The organism is Candidatus Tisiphia endosymbiont of Micropterix aruncella, assembly GCF_965178575.1.
In the GTDB taxonomy this organism is placed as follows: Bacteria; Pseudomonadota; Alphaproteobacteria; order Rickettsiales; family Rickettsiaceae; genus Tisiphia.
The window spans coordinates 633891-650084 of sequence record NZ_OZ238268.1 but is presented as its reverse complement, the minus strand read 5'-3'; the positions used below and the strand labels follow the sequence as shown (position 1 = coordinate 650084).

The window sequence follows — 16194 nt, the reverse complement described above, 5'->3', positions numbered from 1 at the left end:
CTGCATCTGATTGTTAAATTAATATTTTGCTAAAAACATGATTTTAATCTTTTAAAATCATGTTTTTAGCTTTAGAAAGGTTTAAAATGCATTCGCGTTAGCCGCTTTAAGAATGCATTTTTCCTTATTTAAAGCCAATTCGGGATAAGAATTAACTAATTCTTATCCCGAATTGGGGTTATGTATAATTTTTAAGAGGCTATATGGCAGTTCCAAAGAAGAAAACATCAAAATCAAGACGTAATATGAGACGCTCTCATCTTGCACTTGGTAAGATTAATGTAGTAGTAGATTCTCAAACAGGAGAATATAAACTTCCTCATCATATATCTCTAGCTGATGGCACATATAATGGTCGTCAAGTTATTGTGAAGAAAGAAGAACAAGATGAAGAAGTAGCATAAAGCAAAATGGCTTGTAAAATTCTTGGGTGTGGTGCATATTTGCCGGAACGTATTGTTAGCAATGCAGAATTATCGTTATCGGTTGATACCAACGATGAATGGATTCGCTCAAGGACGGGTATATTACAAAGGCATATTGCCAGGAACGATGAATATACGTCACATTTAGCTCTTAAAGCCAGTCAGAATGCCCTAGATGATGCTGGGTTAAAGGCATCATCTATAGATTTGATAATTACCTGCAGCACTACTCCAGATAATAGTTTTCCTTCTATAGCTTCTAAGTTACAAGGTTATCTTGGGCTTAATAATGTACCTTCATTTGATCTCCAAGCGGTATGTTCGGGTTTTGTATATGGTTTACATGTTGCTGACTCTTTGATTAAATCTAGAAAATATAGAACAATATTACTGGTTGCTGCTGAAAAAATGTCGTCTTTACTAGATTGGAGCGATAGAACTACTTGTGTTTTATTCGGTGATGGTGCTGGTACTGTAATTCTGCAACATAGTGAGGATAGTTCTGGTATAATAGATAGTAATATTTACTCGGATGGTCGTTATTTTGATATTCTTTACACTGATGGTGGTGTAAGTACAGATGGCAAAAGCGGTAAAATAAAAATGAAAGGGCGGGAAGTTTTTAGGCATGCCGTAGAAAAAATGAGCAAATCAGCTGAAGACATACTACATAATAATAATTTTACCGTAGATGATGTTAACTATTTTATTCCACATCAGGCAAATATAAGGATTATAGATGCAGTTATAGAGCGACTAAAATTTAATCCAAGTAAAGTAGTAAAAACGGTTGCAGAACATGCCAATTGTTCTGCTGCTTCAATCCCTTTAGCCCTCGCTTCTCTTAAATCTTATGCTAATATCAAAAAAGGTGATATACTCCTTTTTACAGCTATCGGTGCTGGAATAACTTGGGGATCGGTTTTAATCAGATGGTAACAACTAAGACTATTACTAGAGAAAAAATTGCTCACATATTAAAATCTAAGCTGGGGCTATCAAGTATTATATGCGAGGAAATAGTCAATCAAATATTTAAGAATATTCAGCAAATGGCAAGCAACCAAAGATTGACGTTAGCAGGTTTTGGAAGCTTTTGTACTAGCACAAAAAAACCTAGGCCTGGCATAAATTTTCATACAAAAGAGACAGTGATAATTCCAGCAAAAGAGGTAATGCGTTTTATACCAACTAAAAAGTTAAAATTATTAGTTAACCTCAAATATCGATGTAATACCATTTCCCATTATTAACTACGCTAATACTACAGTTGTAGTTACTACCCAGAGCTGTCATTCCCGCGTAGGCGGGAATCTAAAAAAATAGCCTGAAAGACTATTAAACATTATTATATCCCAGCTTTCGCTGGGATGACATCGTTTTGACCTTAGTACTACAGTATACTTGCAGCAAAACTGCATAACTTTATCTAATTTTTTTGCTAGTATGAATTTTTTATACATTTGGGTTCCTACTATGCAAATACCATCAATTACTATTGAGCAAGTAGCTCAGCAATTTAAAGCTTGGCGTCAAACTAAAACTAACAAGTTTGATCCCATACCAAACCATCTAAAGGAATTAGTTCACCAATTACTCCATCATTATTCTTACCAAGAGATAGCTAAACATCTTAATATTAATAAAGCAACAATTAGTTCAATTAAAAAAGCCCATGAACCTACCCTCAAAACTTCTCCTGTCTCAGCTTCAAATCAAGCTCTACAACAAAATATTAATTTTGTCCCATTTCAACTAGTAAATTCTATAGCTACTGATCCTGTAGCGAACCCCAAACAAAATCACTATACTTGTCACATTATTAAACCAAATGGTACCAAGCTTATTATCCAAACACTAGAGCCAAAAACCATAATTCAGACATTTCTATGCTGCAACTAACCCCGGCGTCAGTTATTTTTGTTGCCACTATTGCCATCGATTTTCGCAAGGGTATAGATGGCTTAATCGCTGTTTGTAGACAAAAACTTTCTTCTGACCCTCTTAATGGTTCCTTGTTTTTATTCTATAATAAAAACAGAACTGCCATTAAAATTTTGTCCTTTGACGGTCAAGGCTTTTGGCTATGCTCTAAACGCCTATCCAAAGGTAAATTTACGGCAAAACTCTTCCCTTCTGATAATTTATCTTATCAGATTTGCCATAGAACCTTATACATTCTTATTCATAATGGCGATCCTAGTTCTGCCAAACTCTCTAATGATTGGCGTTCTGTCATTTAAGCTGCTGTCTTGATTAATTCCGTATTATTCATATATCTTGCATAGGCAAAAGGGCTATAATTCGCAGGATGCTTCTTTGCTTTGCTACTCTGCTCTTGTAGCCAATTTAAATATTTAAAGGCATTGATCTCGTTCTCACTACAAGTCTTTACTATACTATATAGACCACTATGTATCTCAGCACTATTGATTGTTTTAAAGAATAATGAATTCTTCCTTTGTAAAATAATGGTACGCAGTGATCTCTCAGCCCAATTATTATCAAGACTGCTAACTGGAATTTTTAAAAATTGGGTCAAACCTTCTTTATTATTTAACCAATATCTCATAACTTGTCCAAGCCTACTATTAGGCTCAACTTTCTTGTCGTTAAATAATTCGTCTATTTTGTTATATATGTTTTCTATATATTTACTGCTATGTTCCTGATGATACCCCAGTTTTTCTTCAGGGCTCATCTCTTTACATTGATGTTCATTGTGGTAAATACCACGTGTTTGTTTGAGAAAATATCCGCATTCTTCAGGGTAATATAGTTCATTCTCTGTAAATTTTCTCTGACCATGTGACAAACAATTGATCATCACTATTATTGCTAGTAATTCTTTATCTGCTTCTGATAATACCGGGTTATTATTGTTACTTGCGTCAGTCATTAATTGGATAGAATCTGTTCTATTCTTACGATTCTTTAGTACGTTACCAATATTCTCCCCGCCATGCTTATTACCTGTAAAATATAAAACTATCACCTCATTATTTGTAGTCTTAGCACATATAGTAGTAGTATAACAGCTGCGTCCTTTCTTATTTTGAGTACGTAATTTTTTATTGGCTATAGTAATTTCTAAAATCCTGGCTCTAGTATCATCAAGATTCAGTGAATTACATTCGGCAGCCATTTCCAATAATACCCCGTAAATCTCAGCTCCACCACCTTCTTGCCAAACATCTAAATATTGTTGCCACAACGAACTATATGCTACAGGAAACCCACTTAAACTTTGCAACCTAGATAAACGGTAGAAAGGAGTACCATAGGTCTTTTGTAACACTATTGCACTTCTGCTACTATTTGTCCATTTGTTGATATTTTTATTGTTCATAACTTTATAGTCGCAAGCATTACAGCGTAGCGTTTTCTTTACATATCTGTTGACTGTAATTGGAGCGTTACCTGTGAATTGTAGCAATTTTCTAGCTTCACTATTATATAGTTTGCCATTATAGCAGTGAGGACAGCTATCACCACTACAAAAATTCTCAGGAGCTAAATAGCTGGTATTCGCATCCTTATAATCATCAAACCCATATTTACCTTGCCAATTACTACGATCTATCTTTTTGGGCTTATCGCACTCTTCTTCATTACCACCATTCCCGTTATCAGATTCACTTGGCGGTTCTTTTAATGAATCTGAACTATCTTTTTTTTGTTATCTGCCTTAAAACCAATCAGCATTTCCTTAAGCTTATTTATACTGATATTTGATGATGCTAGCTTGTCTATTAGTTCGTTACAAAATTTCACAAGTTCTATTATCGCTTGCTGATCATTTCCTGTTAATGAATTTGCCTTAATATGTTGTATTAGTTCTTCTCGTTCTTCAGCACTTAAGGTCGCTACTTTTGGCTTTTGCATTTCGATTAATTATCATTATTGTTAATATTTCAGATGTTATAATATGACTGGTACTTTTTCAACTAGTTTTTTTATTAATCGGTGATATTTGCATAGTAGAAACCCAAATTTATAAAATAAATTTATACTAGCAAAAAAATTTAATAGTGTTATGCAGTTTTGCTGCAAGTATACGGAACAAACAAGCTTACTATAAAGCAGTACAGTAAACTATGCTTTGAATTATTAGAGAACTTTGGGAAACAGTTTAGTACTGTAAGGCAGAAGCTAGGTAAAAATAGTACGGAATTAGATTATGCAGTAAAGAAAGCAATCAATGATCCACTTAGCTTTACCAATTTGATAGAGCCTTTTACTTCTACTTATAAAAAGATGCTAACTACTATGAGTAATGATCAGGATTTACATTGTCACATTAATACATTCCTAAGACCTTTACAGGATTCATATAAACTGTATGGTCATTTAACAAGATTTCCAATCGAATATGGTAATATAGAAATAGAAGCACTTCCGAATTTGGATAATGTTCATTGTGAATCTAATATAGTAAATAAATTTCCATTTATTGATTTTCTAGATACAAATTATATAGGTGTTTCAAAGCTAAGTTGTGGATACTGTCATCCTTACTTGGAAAAAAAGGGATATATGCATAGAGGAACACATGGTGTATGTGATGAAGGATGGAACTTACAATCACCCCAGCTAGACAATTTTAAAAAGTCTATACAAAGTATAAGAACGCTTGATCAAAAAAATATCCCAACACAGCATCGAAGGTTGTCTACTGATGATTTTGAAGAAAATATTTTGGTATCTCTTGTGGAGGGTGAGGAGAAAAAATTAAATGGTCTAAAAATATTAGGCGATCTTGTTAATGTTTCTAACATTAGCACATCCCTTGTAGGTAGTGCTTATAATAACGAAACAATACACTTACCCTTAGCTGGTGATATTCCCTACCCTGCAGAAGGCGTTTAGAGGTTTTTAACGTAACCGTCTAGTAAAGGTGGTCAAAAGAAGGAAAATTTAAGTATTATTCTACAGTAGAAACAACAAAGGAATAATAGCATGAATAAGGTATACTTGCAGCAAAACTGCATAACACTATTAAATTTTTTTGCTAGTATAAATTTATTTTATAAATTTGGGTTTCTACTATGCAAATATCACCGATTAATGTATACTTGCAGCAAAACTGCATAACTTTATCTAATTTTTTTGCTAGTATGAATTTTTTATACATTTGGGTTCCTACTATGCAAATACCATCAATTACTATTGAGCAAGTAGCTCAGCAATTTAAAGCTTGGCGTCAAACTAAAACTAACAAGTTTGATCCCATACCAAACCATCTAAAGGAATTAGTTCACCAATTACTCCATCATTATTCTTACCAAGAGATAGCTAAACATCTTAATATTAATAAAGCAACAATTAGTTCAATTAAAAAAGCCCATGAACCTACCCTCAAAACTTCTCCTGTCTCAGCTTCAAATCAAGCTCTACAACAAAATATTAATTTTGTCCCATTTCAACTAGTAAATTCTATAGCTACTGATCCTGTAGCGAACCCCAAACAAAATCACTATACTTGTCACATTATTAAACCAAATGGTACCAAGCTTATTATCCAAACACTAGAGCCAAAAACCATAATTCAGACATTTCTATGCTGCAACTAACCCCGGCGTCAGTTATTTTTGTTGCGTATACTTGCAGCGTATACTTGCAGCAAAACTGCATAACACTATTAAATTTTTTTGCTAGTATAAATTTATTTTATAAATTTGGGTTTCTACTATGCAAATATCACCGATTAATAAAAAAACTAGTTGAAAAAGTACCAGTCATATTATAACATCTGAAATATTAACAATAATGATAATTAATCGAAATGCAAAAGCCAAAAGTAGCGACCTTAAGTGCTGAAGAACGAGAAGAACTAATACAACATATTAAGGCAAATTCATTAACAGGAAATGATCAGCAAGCGATAATAGAACTTGTGAAATTTTGTAACGAACTAATAGACAAGCTAGCATCATCAAATATCAGTATAAATAAGCTTAAGGAAATGCTGATTGGTTTTAAGGCAGATAACAAAAAAAAGATAGTTCAGATTCATTAAAAGAACCGCCAAGTGAATCTGATAACGGGAATGGTGGTAATGAAGAAGAGTGCGATAAGCCCAAAAAGATAGATCGTAGTAATTGGCAAGGTAAATATGGGTTTGATGATTATAAGGATGCGAATACCAGCTATTTAGCTCCTGAGAATTTTTGTAGTGGTGATAGCTGTCCTCACTGCTATAATGGCAAACTATATAATAGTGAAGCTAGAAAATTGCTACAATTCACAGGTAACGCTCCAATTACAGTCAACAGATATGTAAAGAAAACGCTACGCTGTAATGCTTGCGACTATAAAGTTATGAACAATAAAAATATCAACAAATGGACAAATAGTAGCAGAAGTGCAATAGTGTTACAAAAGACCTATGGTACTCCTTTCTACCGTTTATCTAGGTTGCAAAGTTTAAGTGGGTTTCCTGTAGCATATAGTTCGTTGTGGCAACAATATTTAGATGTTTGGCAAGAAGGTGGTGGAGCTGAGATTTACGGGGTATTATTGGAAATGGCTGCCGAATGTAATTCACTGAATCTTGATGATACTAGAGCCAGGATTTTAGAAATTACTATAGCCAATAAAAAATTACGTACTCAAAATAAGAAAGGACGCAGCTGTTATACTACTACTATATGTGCTAAGACTACAAATAATGAGGTGATAGTTTTATATTTTACAGGTAATAAGCATGGCGGGGAGAATATTGGTAACGTACTAAAGAATCGTAAGAATAGAACAGATTCTATCCAATTAATGACTGACGCAAGTAACAATAATAACCCGGTATTATCAGAAGCAGATAAAGAATTACTAGCAATAATAGTGATGATCAATTGTTTGTCACATGGTCAGAGAAAATTTACAGAGAATGAACTATATTACCCTGAAGAATGCGGATATTTTCTCAAACAAACACGTGGTATTTACCACAATGAACATCAATGTAAAGAGATGAGCCCTGAAGAAAAACTGGGGTATCATCAGGAACATAGCAGTAAATATATAGAAAACATATATAACAAAATAGACGAATTATTTAACGACAAGAAAGTTGAGCCTAATAGTAGGCTTGGACAAGTTATGAGATATTGGTTAAATAATAAAGAAGGTTTGACCCAATTTTTAAAAATTCCAGTTAGCAGTCTTGATAATAATTGGGCTGAGAGATCACTGCGTACCATTATTTTACAAAGGAAGAATTCATTATTCTTTAAAACAATCAATAGTGCTGAGATACATAGTGGTCTATATAGTATAGTAAAGACTTGTAGTGAGAACGAGATCAATGCCTTTAAATATTTAAATTGGCTACAAGAGCAGAGTAGCAAAGCAAAGAAGCATCCTGCGAATTATAGCCCTTTTGCCTATGCAAGATATATGAATAATACGGAATTAATCAAGACAGCAGCTTAAATGACAGAACGCCAATCATTAGAGAGTTTGGCAGAACTAGGATCGCCATTATGAATAAGAATGTATAAGGTTCTATGGCAAATCTGATAAGATAAATTATCAGAAGGGAAGAGTTTTGCCGTAAATTTACCTTTGGATAGGCGTTTAGAGCATAGCCAAAAGCCTTGACCGTCAAAGGACAAAATTTTAATGGCAGTTCTGTTTTTATTATAGAATAAAAACAAGGAACCATTAAGAGGGTCAGAAGAAAGTTTTTGTCTACAAACAGCGATTAAGCCATCTATACCCTTGCGAAAATCGATGGCAATAGTGGCAACAAAAATAACTGACGCCGGGGTTAGTTGCAGCATAGAAATGTCTGAATTATGGTTTTTGGCTCTAGTGTTTGGATAATAAGCTTGGTACCATTTGGTTTAATAATGTGACAAGTATAGTGATTTTGTTTGGGGTTCGCTACAGGATCAGTAGCTATAGAATTTACTAGTTGAAATGGGACAAAATTAATATTTTGTTGTAGAGCTTGATTTGAAGCTGAGACAGGAGAAGTTTTGAGGGTAGGTTCATGGGCTTTTTTAATTGAACTAATTGTTGCTTTATTAATATTAAGATGTTTAGCTATCTCTTGGTAAGAATAATGATGGAGTAATTGGTGAACTAATTCCTTTAGATGGTTTGGTATGGGATCAAACTTGTTAGTTTTAGTTTGACGCCAAGCTTTAAATTGCTGAGCTACTTGCTCAATAGTAATTGATGGTATTTGCATAGTAGGAACCCAAATGTATAAAAAATTCATACTAGCAAAAAAATTAGATAAAGTTATGCAGTTTTGCTGCAAGTATACGTACTACAACTGTAGCGCTAAATAGCGTAGTTAATAATGGGAAATGGTATAAGACATCGGTTTAATAGCCTAAGGCGTCCCTGCGAAGGGTTTATGTCATTCCTGCTTCGGTGTGCGGTATCTAAAAAAATAGCATAGAAACGCGAATTCGGGATAAGAATTGGCAAATTCTTATCCCGAATTCGCGTGTTACGGATTCTAGTACCGCACCGACACACGTCAATTCGGGATAAGGATTAGTAAAAATGCTTTAGCTATAACTAATACAAGATTTTGGATATGTATAAATTGCATTTCTGTGAATTCATACATTAATTGCTCTTCGTAGTATATATATGTCTGCTATTTTTACTAATCCTTATCCCGAATTAACGTGACACACAAATTACCAGCAGAAGTAGAATTATGCAAGAGGTCTAAAAATGCAGATTAAGAAATATTACTCCATTAGTGAAGTAACAAAACTTCTAAATATTCACTCTCACCAGCTAAGATATCTAGAGCGGCTACTACCAAACCTAACTATACATAAGATACGTAACAGACGATATTATACAAGACAAGATATTGAATATTTGAAAGCCCATATGACAACCAAGAATATACCGATAGAATCGCAGCCTATTATCTCAAAACTATCCGATAATCAAATAAATAAAATTGATTGCCTGATCAAAAACTTTTATGACTTATCGTTAACTATCCAGCAAATTATTTCTAGATAAAAATTAATAATTCTTACATCGAATTGAGCTTAGATAGGAATATTCTGCATGAATTGAATTGTCAAAGAAAAGCCTTGAAAGGACTGAATACGATTAATAATCATATTACAAAAAAGCTGGCATAGAAAAACTCCACACCAGCCTTAGAAAGAAGGGATTTATTTTTTCACTTCTTCTTTTTCTTCTTTCTTCGTGTCTTTCTTGTTCATGTTGTTTTCATCCATGTTTACTTCGTCTTGCTGCGGGTCTTTTTTCTCAGGAGCAGCTACAGCAAAAGCAGAAATAGAGAAAGCTAAAGTTAGAATAATAGTTAATAAATTTTTCATAATAAACCTCATTTTTTGTATTGGTGATTCTAGCTTAAACTTTGTAATATTCAAGTCAAATAATAGGTAGAATTACCTTTATTATAAAAATAAATTATTAATGTAATAACTCTGTGTCATTTTGGTTAATATATTTATTTTAAACCTCAATTTCGGATTAATTTCATTAATCCGAAATTGGAATGAGAATGTAAACAATCAGGCTTAAAGCGGGTTGACGCCTGATTGTTAAATATTTCATTTGCTAATAGATTAAAATGCATTCGCAAAACCGCTTTAAGAATGCATTTTTCTGAATATTCTAGCCAGTTTTGGATTAAAATTTTTAATTTTAATCCAAAACTAAGGTTTTAACGAACTCTCTATTCATATTTTTACAAGTTTATTGACTGTTCTTTGCAAATTATTTTATAAATTTCACATTTCTCAAGCAGTTTAGCATGAGTATCCCTTGCAATTAACCGTCCATGATCAATTACCAAAATTTCATCAGCCTGCTCTATACTTGAAATACGATGAGCAATAGATAATATAGTTTTGTCTTTCATTATTTTTTGTAATCTATCTAGTAATTTTTGTTCACTCTCGCTATCTAAAGCACTCATTGCTTCATCTAGAAGTAAAATCTCTGGGTTATATAGAATTGCCCTACTGATAGCTATTCGTTGTTTCTGTCCTCCAGATAATTTAATGCCCTTCTCACCAATTTCAGTATCTAGTCCTTCTTGAAGATTTTGAATAAAATCCATTATTCCGGTATTATTAGCTGCTTTTATTATTTCTTCTTCACTAGCATCTGGTTTAGCAAAAACGATATTTGATCTAATCGTACCAGAGAAAATACTTGAATCCTGTGGTACATAGGCAATCATACGCCTTATCTGCTGGTCATTAGTCTTTGATATATCTTGCTTGGCAATTCTAATGATCCCTTTTTTAGGAAAATAAAATTTTAACATTAACTGCATCATGGTACTTTTACCAGCACCTGATCTGCCAACTATACCAATAAATTTACCTCTATCTATTTTAAATGACAAATCATCTATAACTAAACTGTCTAATCTTGATGGATATGTAAAGCTTACATTTTCAAACTCTATAATCCTAGAAGTCTTATTATCTTGATAATCACATATTTGGATATTGGTGTGTTGATTTTTGGAAGAATAATCTATAAGAGCAAAAACCCTTTCTGAGGCTACAAGAGATGAGTGTACCTCACTTAAAAGCTCAAAAATACCCCCGCTGCTCATACCGGCGATTATAGCGTAATAAATAAATGATATCATCTGACCTGATGATAAATCGCCATGTACTATATCTCTACTACCTACCCATATAACTATAGTGATAGAGACTAGTATAACTGAAATAGCTATCGCGAAAAATATAGAACGGATTTTTAAGCGATCTGCCGTATGCTTTAAATAATCAGAAATTTGTCTATTGAAATCAGCTATTTTATTTGCCTGCTGATTAAAAGCTTGTATCGTGCAAATATTTGATACAGTTTCTTCTAAATTAGCTGCAATATTGGCTTGCGACTTGAGAGCATTTTTTGATAAATTTCTTACATATTTGCCAAATTTCATTAGTGGTAACAATAATAATGGTATAATGGTAATGACAATCACAGCGAGCTTAGGACTCTGAAAGAACATCAATATAATTCCACCAATTAGCATTATTGAGTTACGAACAAAGAAAGAGAGAAAATTGATAATCAACTTGGAGATAAGTTCTATATCTATAGTCAGGCGGGAGATGATATCACCAATTTTTAGCTCTTCAAAACAAGCAATATCAAAATTAATTATATTACTGTAGGCTTCTTGCCTAATTGTACTCACGATTTTTTCAGCAATATTATTAATGAAATAAGAACGGAAAAAACTACCTACACTAAAAATTATTATTAAAATAGTAATATATAATATCGATTGATCAATTGACTGCAGATAATGTGCTTTTAGACCATTATCAATTAACTGTCTAAAGCTACTACCTATTGCTAGCAACGAAACTGACACACATAATAAGGCCAACATAACAATTGCTAGATCTAATTTATAGAGCTTTAAGTAACTGATAAATCTATAAGGAATTGTCTTATGTATTGAAAACATAGTTATAAAATAGCTGGTGCCGGATGTCGGATTTGAACTGACGACCTACCGCTTACAAGGCGGTTGCTCTACCACTGAGCTAATCCGGCAAATAAGAAAAAGCTCTAAAGTGAAGCACCTATCAAGGTTGATGTCATTCCTAGCTAAAAGCTGGAAGGCTTTGCCCGCGTGGATCACTAGTATGTCATTCTTAGCAACGGCGGGAATCCATAATATCTAATAACCTTTGCAGGCTATTTCTTTAGATCCCTGCGAAAGCAGGGATGACATACTTTTTGCCCTGTAAGTACCATTACTTACGTTGGCTTTTTGATCCACGCGGGCAATGCCTACGCGGGAATGACATCGATTTGGGTGGTTTAGATTCCTGCCGCAGCTCGAATGACATCCCCCTCACGGGAGGAACATGTTTTTATTCACCTTAAGCTTTTTTTGACTCTTTCTTAGGAGGTTTTATTTTACGATTCTTAATTTTAACTTCCATTTTCTTTTTTATTGATGCCGGGAGTAATATACCAGCTTCTTCAATAAACCTAGCAACACGATCTGTAGGCTGAGCACCCGTACTTAACCAATATTCTATACGATCAGACTTTAAAACCACACGATTTGCATCACCTCTGACAAGCATTGGGTTATAAGTACCTACTTTCTCCAAAAAATCACCATCCCTAGGAGCTGTTGCATTGGCTACAACTACTCTATAATGAGGACGCTTTTTTGCCCCACCTCTTGCCAAACGAATTTTTGTTGCCATATACCTCTATTTCACTATTTAATCTTTTCTTCTTTAAAAGGAACGTGCTTCCTGACTACAGGATCATACTTCTTAAATGATAACTTCTCAGTTTGAGTTTTAGGGTTGCGTTTCTTTACCAAAAAATACCCTGTACCAGCTGTACTAACAAGCCTTACCAAAACATTCTTATTTTTTTTAGCCACAACTATCAGACCTTTTTGTATTATTTATAAAATAAACTGCTGGTCATAATAAAAGTAAGCTGGCAAATAGTCAAGAGAAAATAACCTGCTTGGTTCGATTGTTTGCCATATTTAACTAATGCAGGTGTTGACCGCTCAAAAAGTATAAACACTCAAGAAGCATAAAGTAATATACCAATCACCACCATTATCATTCCTACTAATCCAACTATTTGAGCAACAATGATTGTAATGTTATGGTGGATTATACCATAAATTAACCAACTCAAAGTAACAACAATTATCACAAGAAAACCATCAAGAGATAAGTCATCTGCACTCTTAGTAGTAAAAATTTTATAGGCCTGAGTATAAAACAAATATTGTCCCATTGTACCAGCAAATATCATATATCTATCAAAAAAAATAATTAGTTTATTTTTTGTTTTCTCTGTATATGCCATATATGCACCTATTTAACTATTAGACACTAAATATCTATATGCTGTTTCTCATAACTCTCATGTCGCTCTTGTGCTTCAATACACAAAGTTGCAACTGGTCTTGCTTCTAGACGTTTTAAGCCAATTGGCTCTCCAGTTTCTTCACAATAACCATATTCATTTTTTTCTATCCTTACCAAAGCTTCTTCGATTTTATCAAGAAGCTTACGATACCTATCTCTTGTCCTGAGTTCAATTGCTGTATCCGTTTCAATTGACGCACGATCATTCAAATCCGGCTCATTCCAATTTTCTTCCTTGAGATGGGTTAAGGTTTCTCGTGATTCCTCTAGTAAAGAACTTTTCCACTCAAGGAGTTTCTGTCTAAAATATTCTAACTGTTGAGGATTCATATATTCTTCATCATTGGAAGGTTTATACCCTTTTAGTAAAATAATTTTAGACATACAGGCTTCTCATATTCAAACATGGGATAATATAACCTATAATTAAAAAGCATGGCAAGAAGATTATAATAGTTTCCCATTAGATTTTGATATTGGGTGAGCATTATTATAAATATTTTCCAAATGTTTTAGACTAATTTTAGTATAACGCTGGGTAGTTGACAAACTTTTATGACCAAGTAATTCCTGAATAGACCTTAACTCTGCTCCATTCTCAAGCAAGTGCGTGGCAAAACTATGTCTAAAGGAATGAGCTGATAAATGTTCTGATAATCCATAGAAGCGGCGTAATTTTATCAGTTCACGATTAAATACTGGAGCTTGTAATTTTTTACCCATTTTACCTCGAAATATCGGATCTTTTTCATCTATACTATAAGGTAATTTACTCAAATATTGTTCTATTAAATCTCTAGCAACTGGCGTCCATGGTATTATCCGTTCTTTTCTACCCTTCCCTGTTATTTTTATAAAATCTAAGTTTTGTAGATGAGATGTAGTTATAGATAATGCTTCGGATATTCTAAGACCAGCAGCATAAATAAGCACTAAAAGGGCTTTATTTCTTAACTCCACCCATTCTAAATCAGCAAAATCATCAATATGTTCAATGGATAATTGAGCATCTGACTGCGATAAAGATTTCGGTAATATTTTAGCTTTCCTAGGGTTTTTGACGGAAAAAATTGCATGGCAAGTGATATTAGCAGTCTTCTCTAGATATTTATAAAAATTCTTTATAGCAGACAAACTTCTAGAATTAGAAGCTGTTAGGTAATTATCTTGTTGCCTTTTAGAAAGCCAGCTCCGTACTAATCTTATGTCAACTTGCCTTATAGAAGTAATGGTGATGATTTCAGAATTATAGTGAGTCATAAAATTCAGAAAATGTTCTAAATCATTCTTATAAGAAATTATGGTATGTTCTGAACAATTTTTTTGTAATTTCAGATATTTTTGCCATTTATCTATTAGCTCTAATACTTCTTGTGCTTTTTTCTGAATCATTGATCATTTACCTATACAAAAATTACTAAATATCTCTCCTAACACTTCTTCAACACTAATCTTACCAGTAACATTACTTAAACTTCTGATAGCCATTCTAACATCTTCTGTGGCTAGCACTAAGTCATTTTCAATATTAAAATTTTCTAAATATTCCAACGCTTTTTCTATACACGCTCGTTGACGTTGTCTAGTAATATGCGGCGATTCAGTTAAACCTGCCATATTATGGGCAATATTTTCGATTTCCTTTAATAAAATATCCAGTCCTATTTTTTCTTTTATAGAGATCTTTAAATAATTTTTGTTTAATAACAGCAATCTATCTTCCATAATGTCATTCCCGACTTCTCCGGTGTCATCCCTGCTTCCTTCAATGTCATTCCCGCGTAGGCGGGAATCTAGATTCCTACTTTCGCAGGGATAACAATGCCCCAAACTTTTATCCAAAAGATCAATTTTATTGACCAGCATTATGGTATTATCATCTATTAAATCTATAATATCAGCCATCTCCTCAAAATATAAGGGGGAGTTGCTTAACTTTATAGCATCAAGCATAATTATTTTGATATCAGCCATTTTTGCTGACTCAATTGCACGTTTGATACCTTCTAGCTCTATTAGATCATTACTAGACCTTATACCAGCCGTATCTTGTAATATAATTGGGTATCCCCCTATATCTAGATGCCCCTCAATTATATCACGAGTTGTGCCTTCAATGTTTGATACAATAGCAACATCTCTTTGCATCAAAAAATTAAGTAAACTAGATTTACCAACATTAGGAGTTCCTAAAATAGTCAATTTAATCCCAGTTCGTAGTAACTCCCCTCGTCTATTATCGTTAAGGTGTTTTATTATAGCATATTTAAGATCAGCACTAATAGTCATAACCCTATTTAATATTTCTTGTGGAATATCTTCATCAGGGAAATCGATATAAGCTTCAAGTAAGCCAATAATGGTAAGTAAAGTTTGTCTCCATCCATTATAAAGTTCTTCAAGCTCTCCACCAACTTGCTTAACTGCCTGCCTATGTTGCCAAACAGTTTCAGCTTCAATTAAATCGGCAATACCTTCTGCAGCAGTTAAATCAAATTTACCATTTAAAAACGCCCTACGGGTGAACTCCCCAGGCTCTGCAATCCTTAAACCATCTATGGTTAACAATGCTTCACTTAGCATTACGGCAATTGCTATGCTGCCATGTGTATATATCTCCACTACATCTTCTCCAGTAAAGCTGGCTGGAGCTTGAAAATATGCTACAACTGCATCATCAATTAATTCTTGATTTTTAGGATTTATGAGCTTTTTACAGTACATAATTCTCGGAACAAACTCTATATTATTATTCTTAAGCAAGTGTTTTAAGGCAAATAGGCTTTTAGGTCCAGAGATACGAAAGACTGCAACACCAGCTTTTCCTGGTTTAGAGCTTTGAGCAAAAATAGTTTCCACGACAGTAGTGA

Annotated in this window: 22 protein-coding genes and 1 tRNA gene; 10 read left to right on the top strand and 13 right to left on the bottom strand. The window is 33.5% G+C overall.

Annotated elements, in window-relative coordinates; all coding sequences use genetic code 11:
* The first annotated feature begins 203 nt into the window (after positions 1-203).
* The 5 genes from rpmF (at position 204) to tnpB (ACN1AG_RS03170) (ending at position 2668) form a co-directional block, all read left to right on the top strand.
* A complete protein-coding gene (gene rpmF, locus ACN1AG_RS03190; protein ID WP_341754105.1) occupies positions 204-404 on the top strand; it encodes a 50S ribosomal protein L32 in 201 nt (66 codons plus the stop codon).
* Positions 405-410: 6 nt separating this feature from the next.
* Entirely contained in the window at positions 411-1364 is a 954-nt protein-coding gene (locus tag ACN1AG_RS03185) for a beta-ketoacyl-ACP synthase III (RefSeq protein ID WP_341754106.1), read from the top strand.
* Positions 1358-1678: an HU family DNA-binding protein gene (locus tag ACN1AG_RS03180; protein WP_417905427.1), complete on the top strand. Its 321-nt coding sequence runs from the start codon at positions 1358-1360 to the stop codon at positions 1676-1678. Before ACN1AG_RS03185 ends, ACN1AG_RS03180 begins: the two co-directional genes overlap by 7 nt.
* Before the next feature lie 223 nt (positions 1679-1901).
* Entirely contained in the window at positions 1902-2327 is a 426-nt protein-coding gene (locus ACN1AG_RS03175) for a hypothetical protein (protein ID WP_417905063.1), read from the top strand.
* Positions 2315-2668, top strand: coding sequence for an IS66 family insertion sequence element accessory protein TnpB (gene tnpB / locus ACN1AG_RS03170; protein WP_341757307.1), 354 nt, complete (start codon positions 2315-2317; stop codon positions 2666-2668). The genes ACN1AG_RS03175 and tnpB (ACN1AG_RS03170) overlap by 13 nt, the downstream gene beginning before the upstream one ends.
* Here the strand turns inward: tnpB (ACN1AG_RS03170) and ACN1AG_RS03165 are convergent.
* Both ACN1AG_RS03165 and ACN1AG_RS03160 read right to left on the bottom strand, forming a co-directional pair.
* Positions 2665-3774: an IS66 family transposase gene (locus ACN1AG_RS03165; RefSeq protein WP_417904515.1), complete on the bottom strand. Its 1110-nt coding sequence runs from the start codon at positions 3772-3774 to the stop codon at positions 2665-2667. The genes tnpB (ACN1AG_RS03170) and ACN1AG_RS03165 overlap by 4 nt on opposite strands.
* Positions 3775-4076: 302 nt before the next feature.
* Positions 4077-4310: a hypothetical protein gene (locus ACN1AG_RS03160; protein ID WP_417904495.1), complete on the bottom strand. Its 234-nt coding sequence runs from the start codon at positions 4308-4310 to the stop codon at positions 4077-4079.
* A gap of 159 nt (positions 4311-4469) precedes the next feature.
* Between ACN1AG_RS03160 and ACN1AG_RS03155 the strand changes: the two genes are divergently transcribed.
* From ACN1AG_RS03155 to ACN1AG_RS03140, 4 genes are all read left to right on the top strand, one after another.
* Positions 4470-5294: a hypothetical protein gene (locus ACN1AG_RS03155; RefSeq protein WP_417905426.1), complete on the top strand. Its 825-nt coding sequence runs from the start codon at positions 4470-4472 to the stop codon at positions 5292-5294.
* Positions 5295-5572: 278 nt separating this feature from the next.
* Entirely contained in the window at positions 5573-5998 is a 426-nt protein-coding gene (locus ACN1AG_RS03150) for a hypothetical protein (RefSeq protein WP_417905063.1), read from the top strand.
* A gap of 212 nt (positions 5999-6210) precedes the next feature.
* A complete protein-coding gene (locus ACN1AG_RS03145; protein ID WP_417904495.1) occupies positions 6211-6444 on the top strand; it encodes a hypothetical protein in 234 nt (77 codons plus the stop codon).
* A 302-nt stretch (positions 6445-6746) separates the two neighbouring features.
* Positions 6747-7856 carry an IS66 family transposase gene (locus ACN1AG_RS03140; RefSeq protein WP_417904515.1) on the top strand — a complete coding sequence of 370 codons (1110 nt, stop codon included), beginning with the start codon at positions 6747-6749 and terminating at the stop codon, positions 7854-7856.
* Here ACN1AG_RS03140 and tnpB (ACN1AG_RS03135) read toward each other — a convergent pair.
* Positions 7853-8206 (bottom strand): IS66 family insertion sequence element accessory protein TnpB, encoded by a 354-nt coding sequence (gene tnpB, locus ACN1AG_RS03135; protein WP_341757307.1) that lies wholly within the window; start codon positions 8204-8206, stop codon positions 7853-7855. The two genes, ACN1AG_RS03140 and tnpB (ACN1AG_RS03135), sit on opposite strands and share 4 nt — an antisense overlap.
* Positions 8194-8619: a hypothetical protein gene (locus tag ACN1AG_RS03130; RefSeq protein WP_417905063.1), complete on the bottom strand. Its 426-nt coding sequence runs from the start codon at positions 8617-8619 to the stop codon at positions 8194-8196. The genes tnpB (ACN1AG_RS03135) and ACN1AG_RS03130 overlap by 13 nt, the downstream gene beginning before the upstream one ends.
* 500 nt (positions 8620-9119) lie before the next feature.
* Here ACN1AG_RS03130 and ACN1AG_RS03125 point away from each other — a divergent pair, with 500 nt between their 5' ends.
* Positions 9120-9422 carry a MerR family transcriptional regulator gene (locus ACN1AG_RS03125; protein ID WP_417905425.1) on the top strand — a complete coding sequence of 101 codons (303 nt, stop codon included), beginning with the start codon at positions 9120-9122 and terminating at the stop codon, positions 9420-9422.
* A gap of 158 nt (positions 9423-9580) precedes the next feature.
* On the opposite strand, the gene ACN1AG_RS03120 is transcribed toward ACN1AG_RS03125, so the two are convergent.
* From ACN1AG_RS03120 to mnmE, 9 genes are all read right to left on the bottom strand, one after another.
* The gene (locus ACN1AG_RS03120; RefSeq protein WP_367364388.1) at positions 9581-9748 is read right to left on the bottom strand and encodes a hypothetical protein; all 168 of its coding nucleotides are present in this window, start codon (positions 9746-9748) and stop codon (positions 9581-9583) included.
* Positions 9749-10122: 374 nt separating this feature from the next.
* Entirely contained in the window at positions 10123-11868 is a 1746-nt protein-coding gene (locus ACN1AG_RS03115; RefSeq protein WP_417905582.1) for an ABC transporter ATP-binding protein, read from the bottom strand.
* A 23-nt stretch (positions 11869-11891) separates the two neighbouring features.
* Positions 11892-11966: transfer RNA gene (locus ACN1AG_RS03110), tRNA-Thr, on the bottom strand.
* 332 nt (positions 11967-12298) lie between these two features.
* Complete coding sequence (gene rpsP, locus ACN1AG_RS03105; RefSeq protein WP_341757928.1) at positions 12299-12634, bottom strand: 30S ribosomal protein S16; 336 nt, start codon at positions 12632-12634, stop codon at positions 12299-12301.
* 14 nt (positions 12635-12648) lie between these two features.
* Positions 12649-12819, bottom strand: a complete 171-nt coding sequence (gene rpmG / locus ACN1AG_RS03100) for a 50S ribosomal protein L33 (protein WP_341747615.1) — start codon at positions 12817-12819, stop codon at positions 12649-12651.
* Between the two features lie 152 nt (positions 12820-12971).
* On the bottom strand, positions 12972-13262 hold the full coding sequence (locus ACN1AG_RS03095) for a SemiSWEET family sugar transporter (protein ID WP_417905424.1): 291 nt from the start codon (positions 13260-13262) through the stop codon (positions 12972-12974).
* A gap of 26 nt (positions 13263-13288) precedes the next feature.
* On the bottom strand, positions 13289-13708 hold the full coding sequence (gene dksA, locus ACN1AG_RS03090; RefSeq protein ID WP_341747613.1) for an RNA polymerase-binding protein DksA: 420 nt from the start codon (positions 13706-13708) through the stop codon (positions 13289-13291).
* 63 nt (positions 13709-13771) lie between these two features.
* Positions 13772-14716: a tyrosine recombinase XerC gene (locus tag ACN1AG_RS03085; RefSeq protein ID WP_367364390.1), complete on the bottom strand. Its 945-nt coding sequence runs from the start codon at positions 14714-14716 to the stop codon at positions 13772-13774.
* Positions 14717-14719: 3 nt separating this feature from the next.
* Positions 14720-16183 carry a tRNA uridine-5-carboxymethylaminomethyl(34) synthesis GTPase MnmE gene (gene mnmE, locus ACN1AG_RS03080; RefSeq protein ID WP_367364391.1) on the bottom strand — a complete coding sequence of 488 codons (1464 nt, stop codon included), beginning with the start codon at positions 16181-16183 and terminating at the stop codon, positions 14720-14722.
* Between the last annotated feature and the right edge of the window lie 11 nt (positions 16184-16194).

What these genes read in the sequence shown, in the direction of transcription:
- ACN1AG_RS03125 (WP_417905425.1), top strand. Translation starts at nt 9,120, where the DNA reads ATGCAGATTAAGAAATATTACTCCATTAGTGAAGTAACAAAACTTCTA.
- ACN1AG_RS03140 (WP_417904515.1), top strand. Translation starts at nt 6,747, where the DNA reads ATGAACAATAAAAATATCAACAAATGGACAAATAGTAGCAGAAGTGCA.
- ACN1AG_RS03145 (WP_417904495.1), top strand. Translation starts at nt 6,211, where the DNA reads ATGCAAAAGCCAAAAGTAGCGACCTTAAGTGCTGAAGAACGAGAAGAA.
- tnpB (WP_341757307.1), top strand. Translation starts at nt 2,315, where the DNA reads ATGCTGCAACTAACCCCGGCGTCAGTTATTTTTGTTGCCACTATTGCC.
- tnpB (WP_341757307.1), bottom strand. Translation starts at nt 8,206, where the DNA reads ATGCTGCAACTAACCCCGGCGTCAGTTATTTTTGTTGCCACTATTGCC.
- ACN1AG_RS03095 (WP_417905424.1), bottom strand. Translation starts at nt 13,262, where the DNA reads ATGGCATATACAGAGAAAACAAAAAATAAACTAATTATTTTTTTTGAT.
- ACN1AG_RS03160 (WP_417904495.1), bottom strand. Translation starts at nt 4,310, where the DNA reads ATGCAAAAGCCAAAAGTAGCGACCTTAAGTGCTGAAGAACGAGAAGAA.
- ACN1AG_RS03150 (WP_417905063.1), top strand. Translation starts at nt 5,573, where the DNA reads ATGCAAATACCATCAATTACTATTGAGCAAGTAGCTCAGCAATTTAAA.
- rpmF (WP_341754105.1), top strand. Translation starts at nt 204, where the DNA reads ATGGCAGTTCCAAAGAAGAAAACATCAAAATCAAGACGTAATATGAGA.
- ACN1AG_RS03175 (WP_417905063.1), top strand. Translation starts at nt 1,902, where the DNA reads ATGCAAATACCATCAATTACTATTGAGCAAGTAGCTCAGCAATTTAAA.
- ACN1AG_RS03130 (WP_417905063.1), bottom strand. Translation starts at nt 8,619, where the DNA reads ATGCAAATACCATCAATTACTATTGAGCAAGTAGCTCAGCAATTTAAA.
- ACN1AG_RS03120 (WP_367364388.1), bottom strand. Translation starts at nt 9,748, where the DNA reads ATGAAAAATTTATTAACTATTATTCTAACTTTAGCTTTCTCTATTTCT.
- ACN1AG_RS03085 (WP_367364390.1), bottom strand. Translation starts at nt 14,716, where the DNA reads ATGATTCAGAAAAAAGCACAAGAAGTATTAGAGCTAATAGATAAATGG.
- ACN1AG_RS03185 (WP_341754106.1), top strand. Translation starts at nt 411, where the DNA reads ATGGCTTGTAAAATTCTTGGGTGTGGTGCATATTTGCCGGAACGTATT.
- dksA (WP_341747613.1), bottom strand. Translation starts at nt 13,708, where the DNA reads ATGTCTAAAATTATTTTACTAAAAGGGTATAAACCTTCCAATGATGAA.
- ACN1AG_RS03165 (WP_417904515.1), bottom strand. Translation starts at nt 3,774, where the DNA reads ATGAACAATAAAAATATCAACAAATGGACAAATAGTAGCAGAAGTGCA.
- rpsP (WP_341757928.1), bottom strand. Translation starts at nt 12,634, where the DNA reads ATGGCAACAAAAATTCGTTTGGCAAGAGGTGGGGCAAAAAAGCGTCCT.
- ACN1AG_RS03180 (WP_417905427.1), top strand. Translation starts at nt 1,358, where the DNA reads ATGGTAACAACTAAGACTATTACTAGAGAAAAAATTGCTCACATATTA.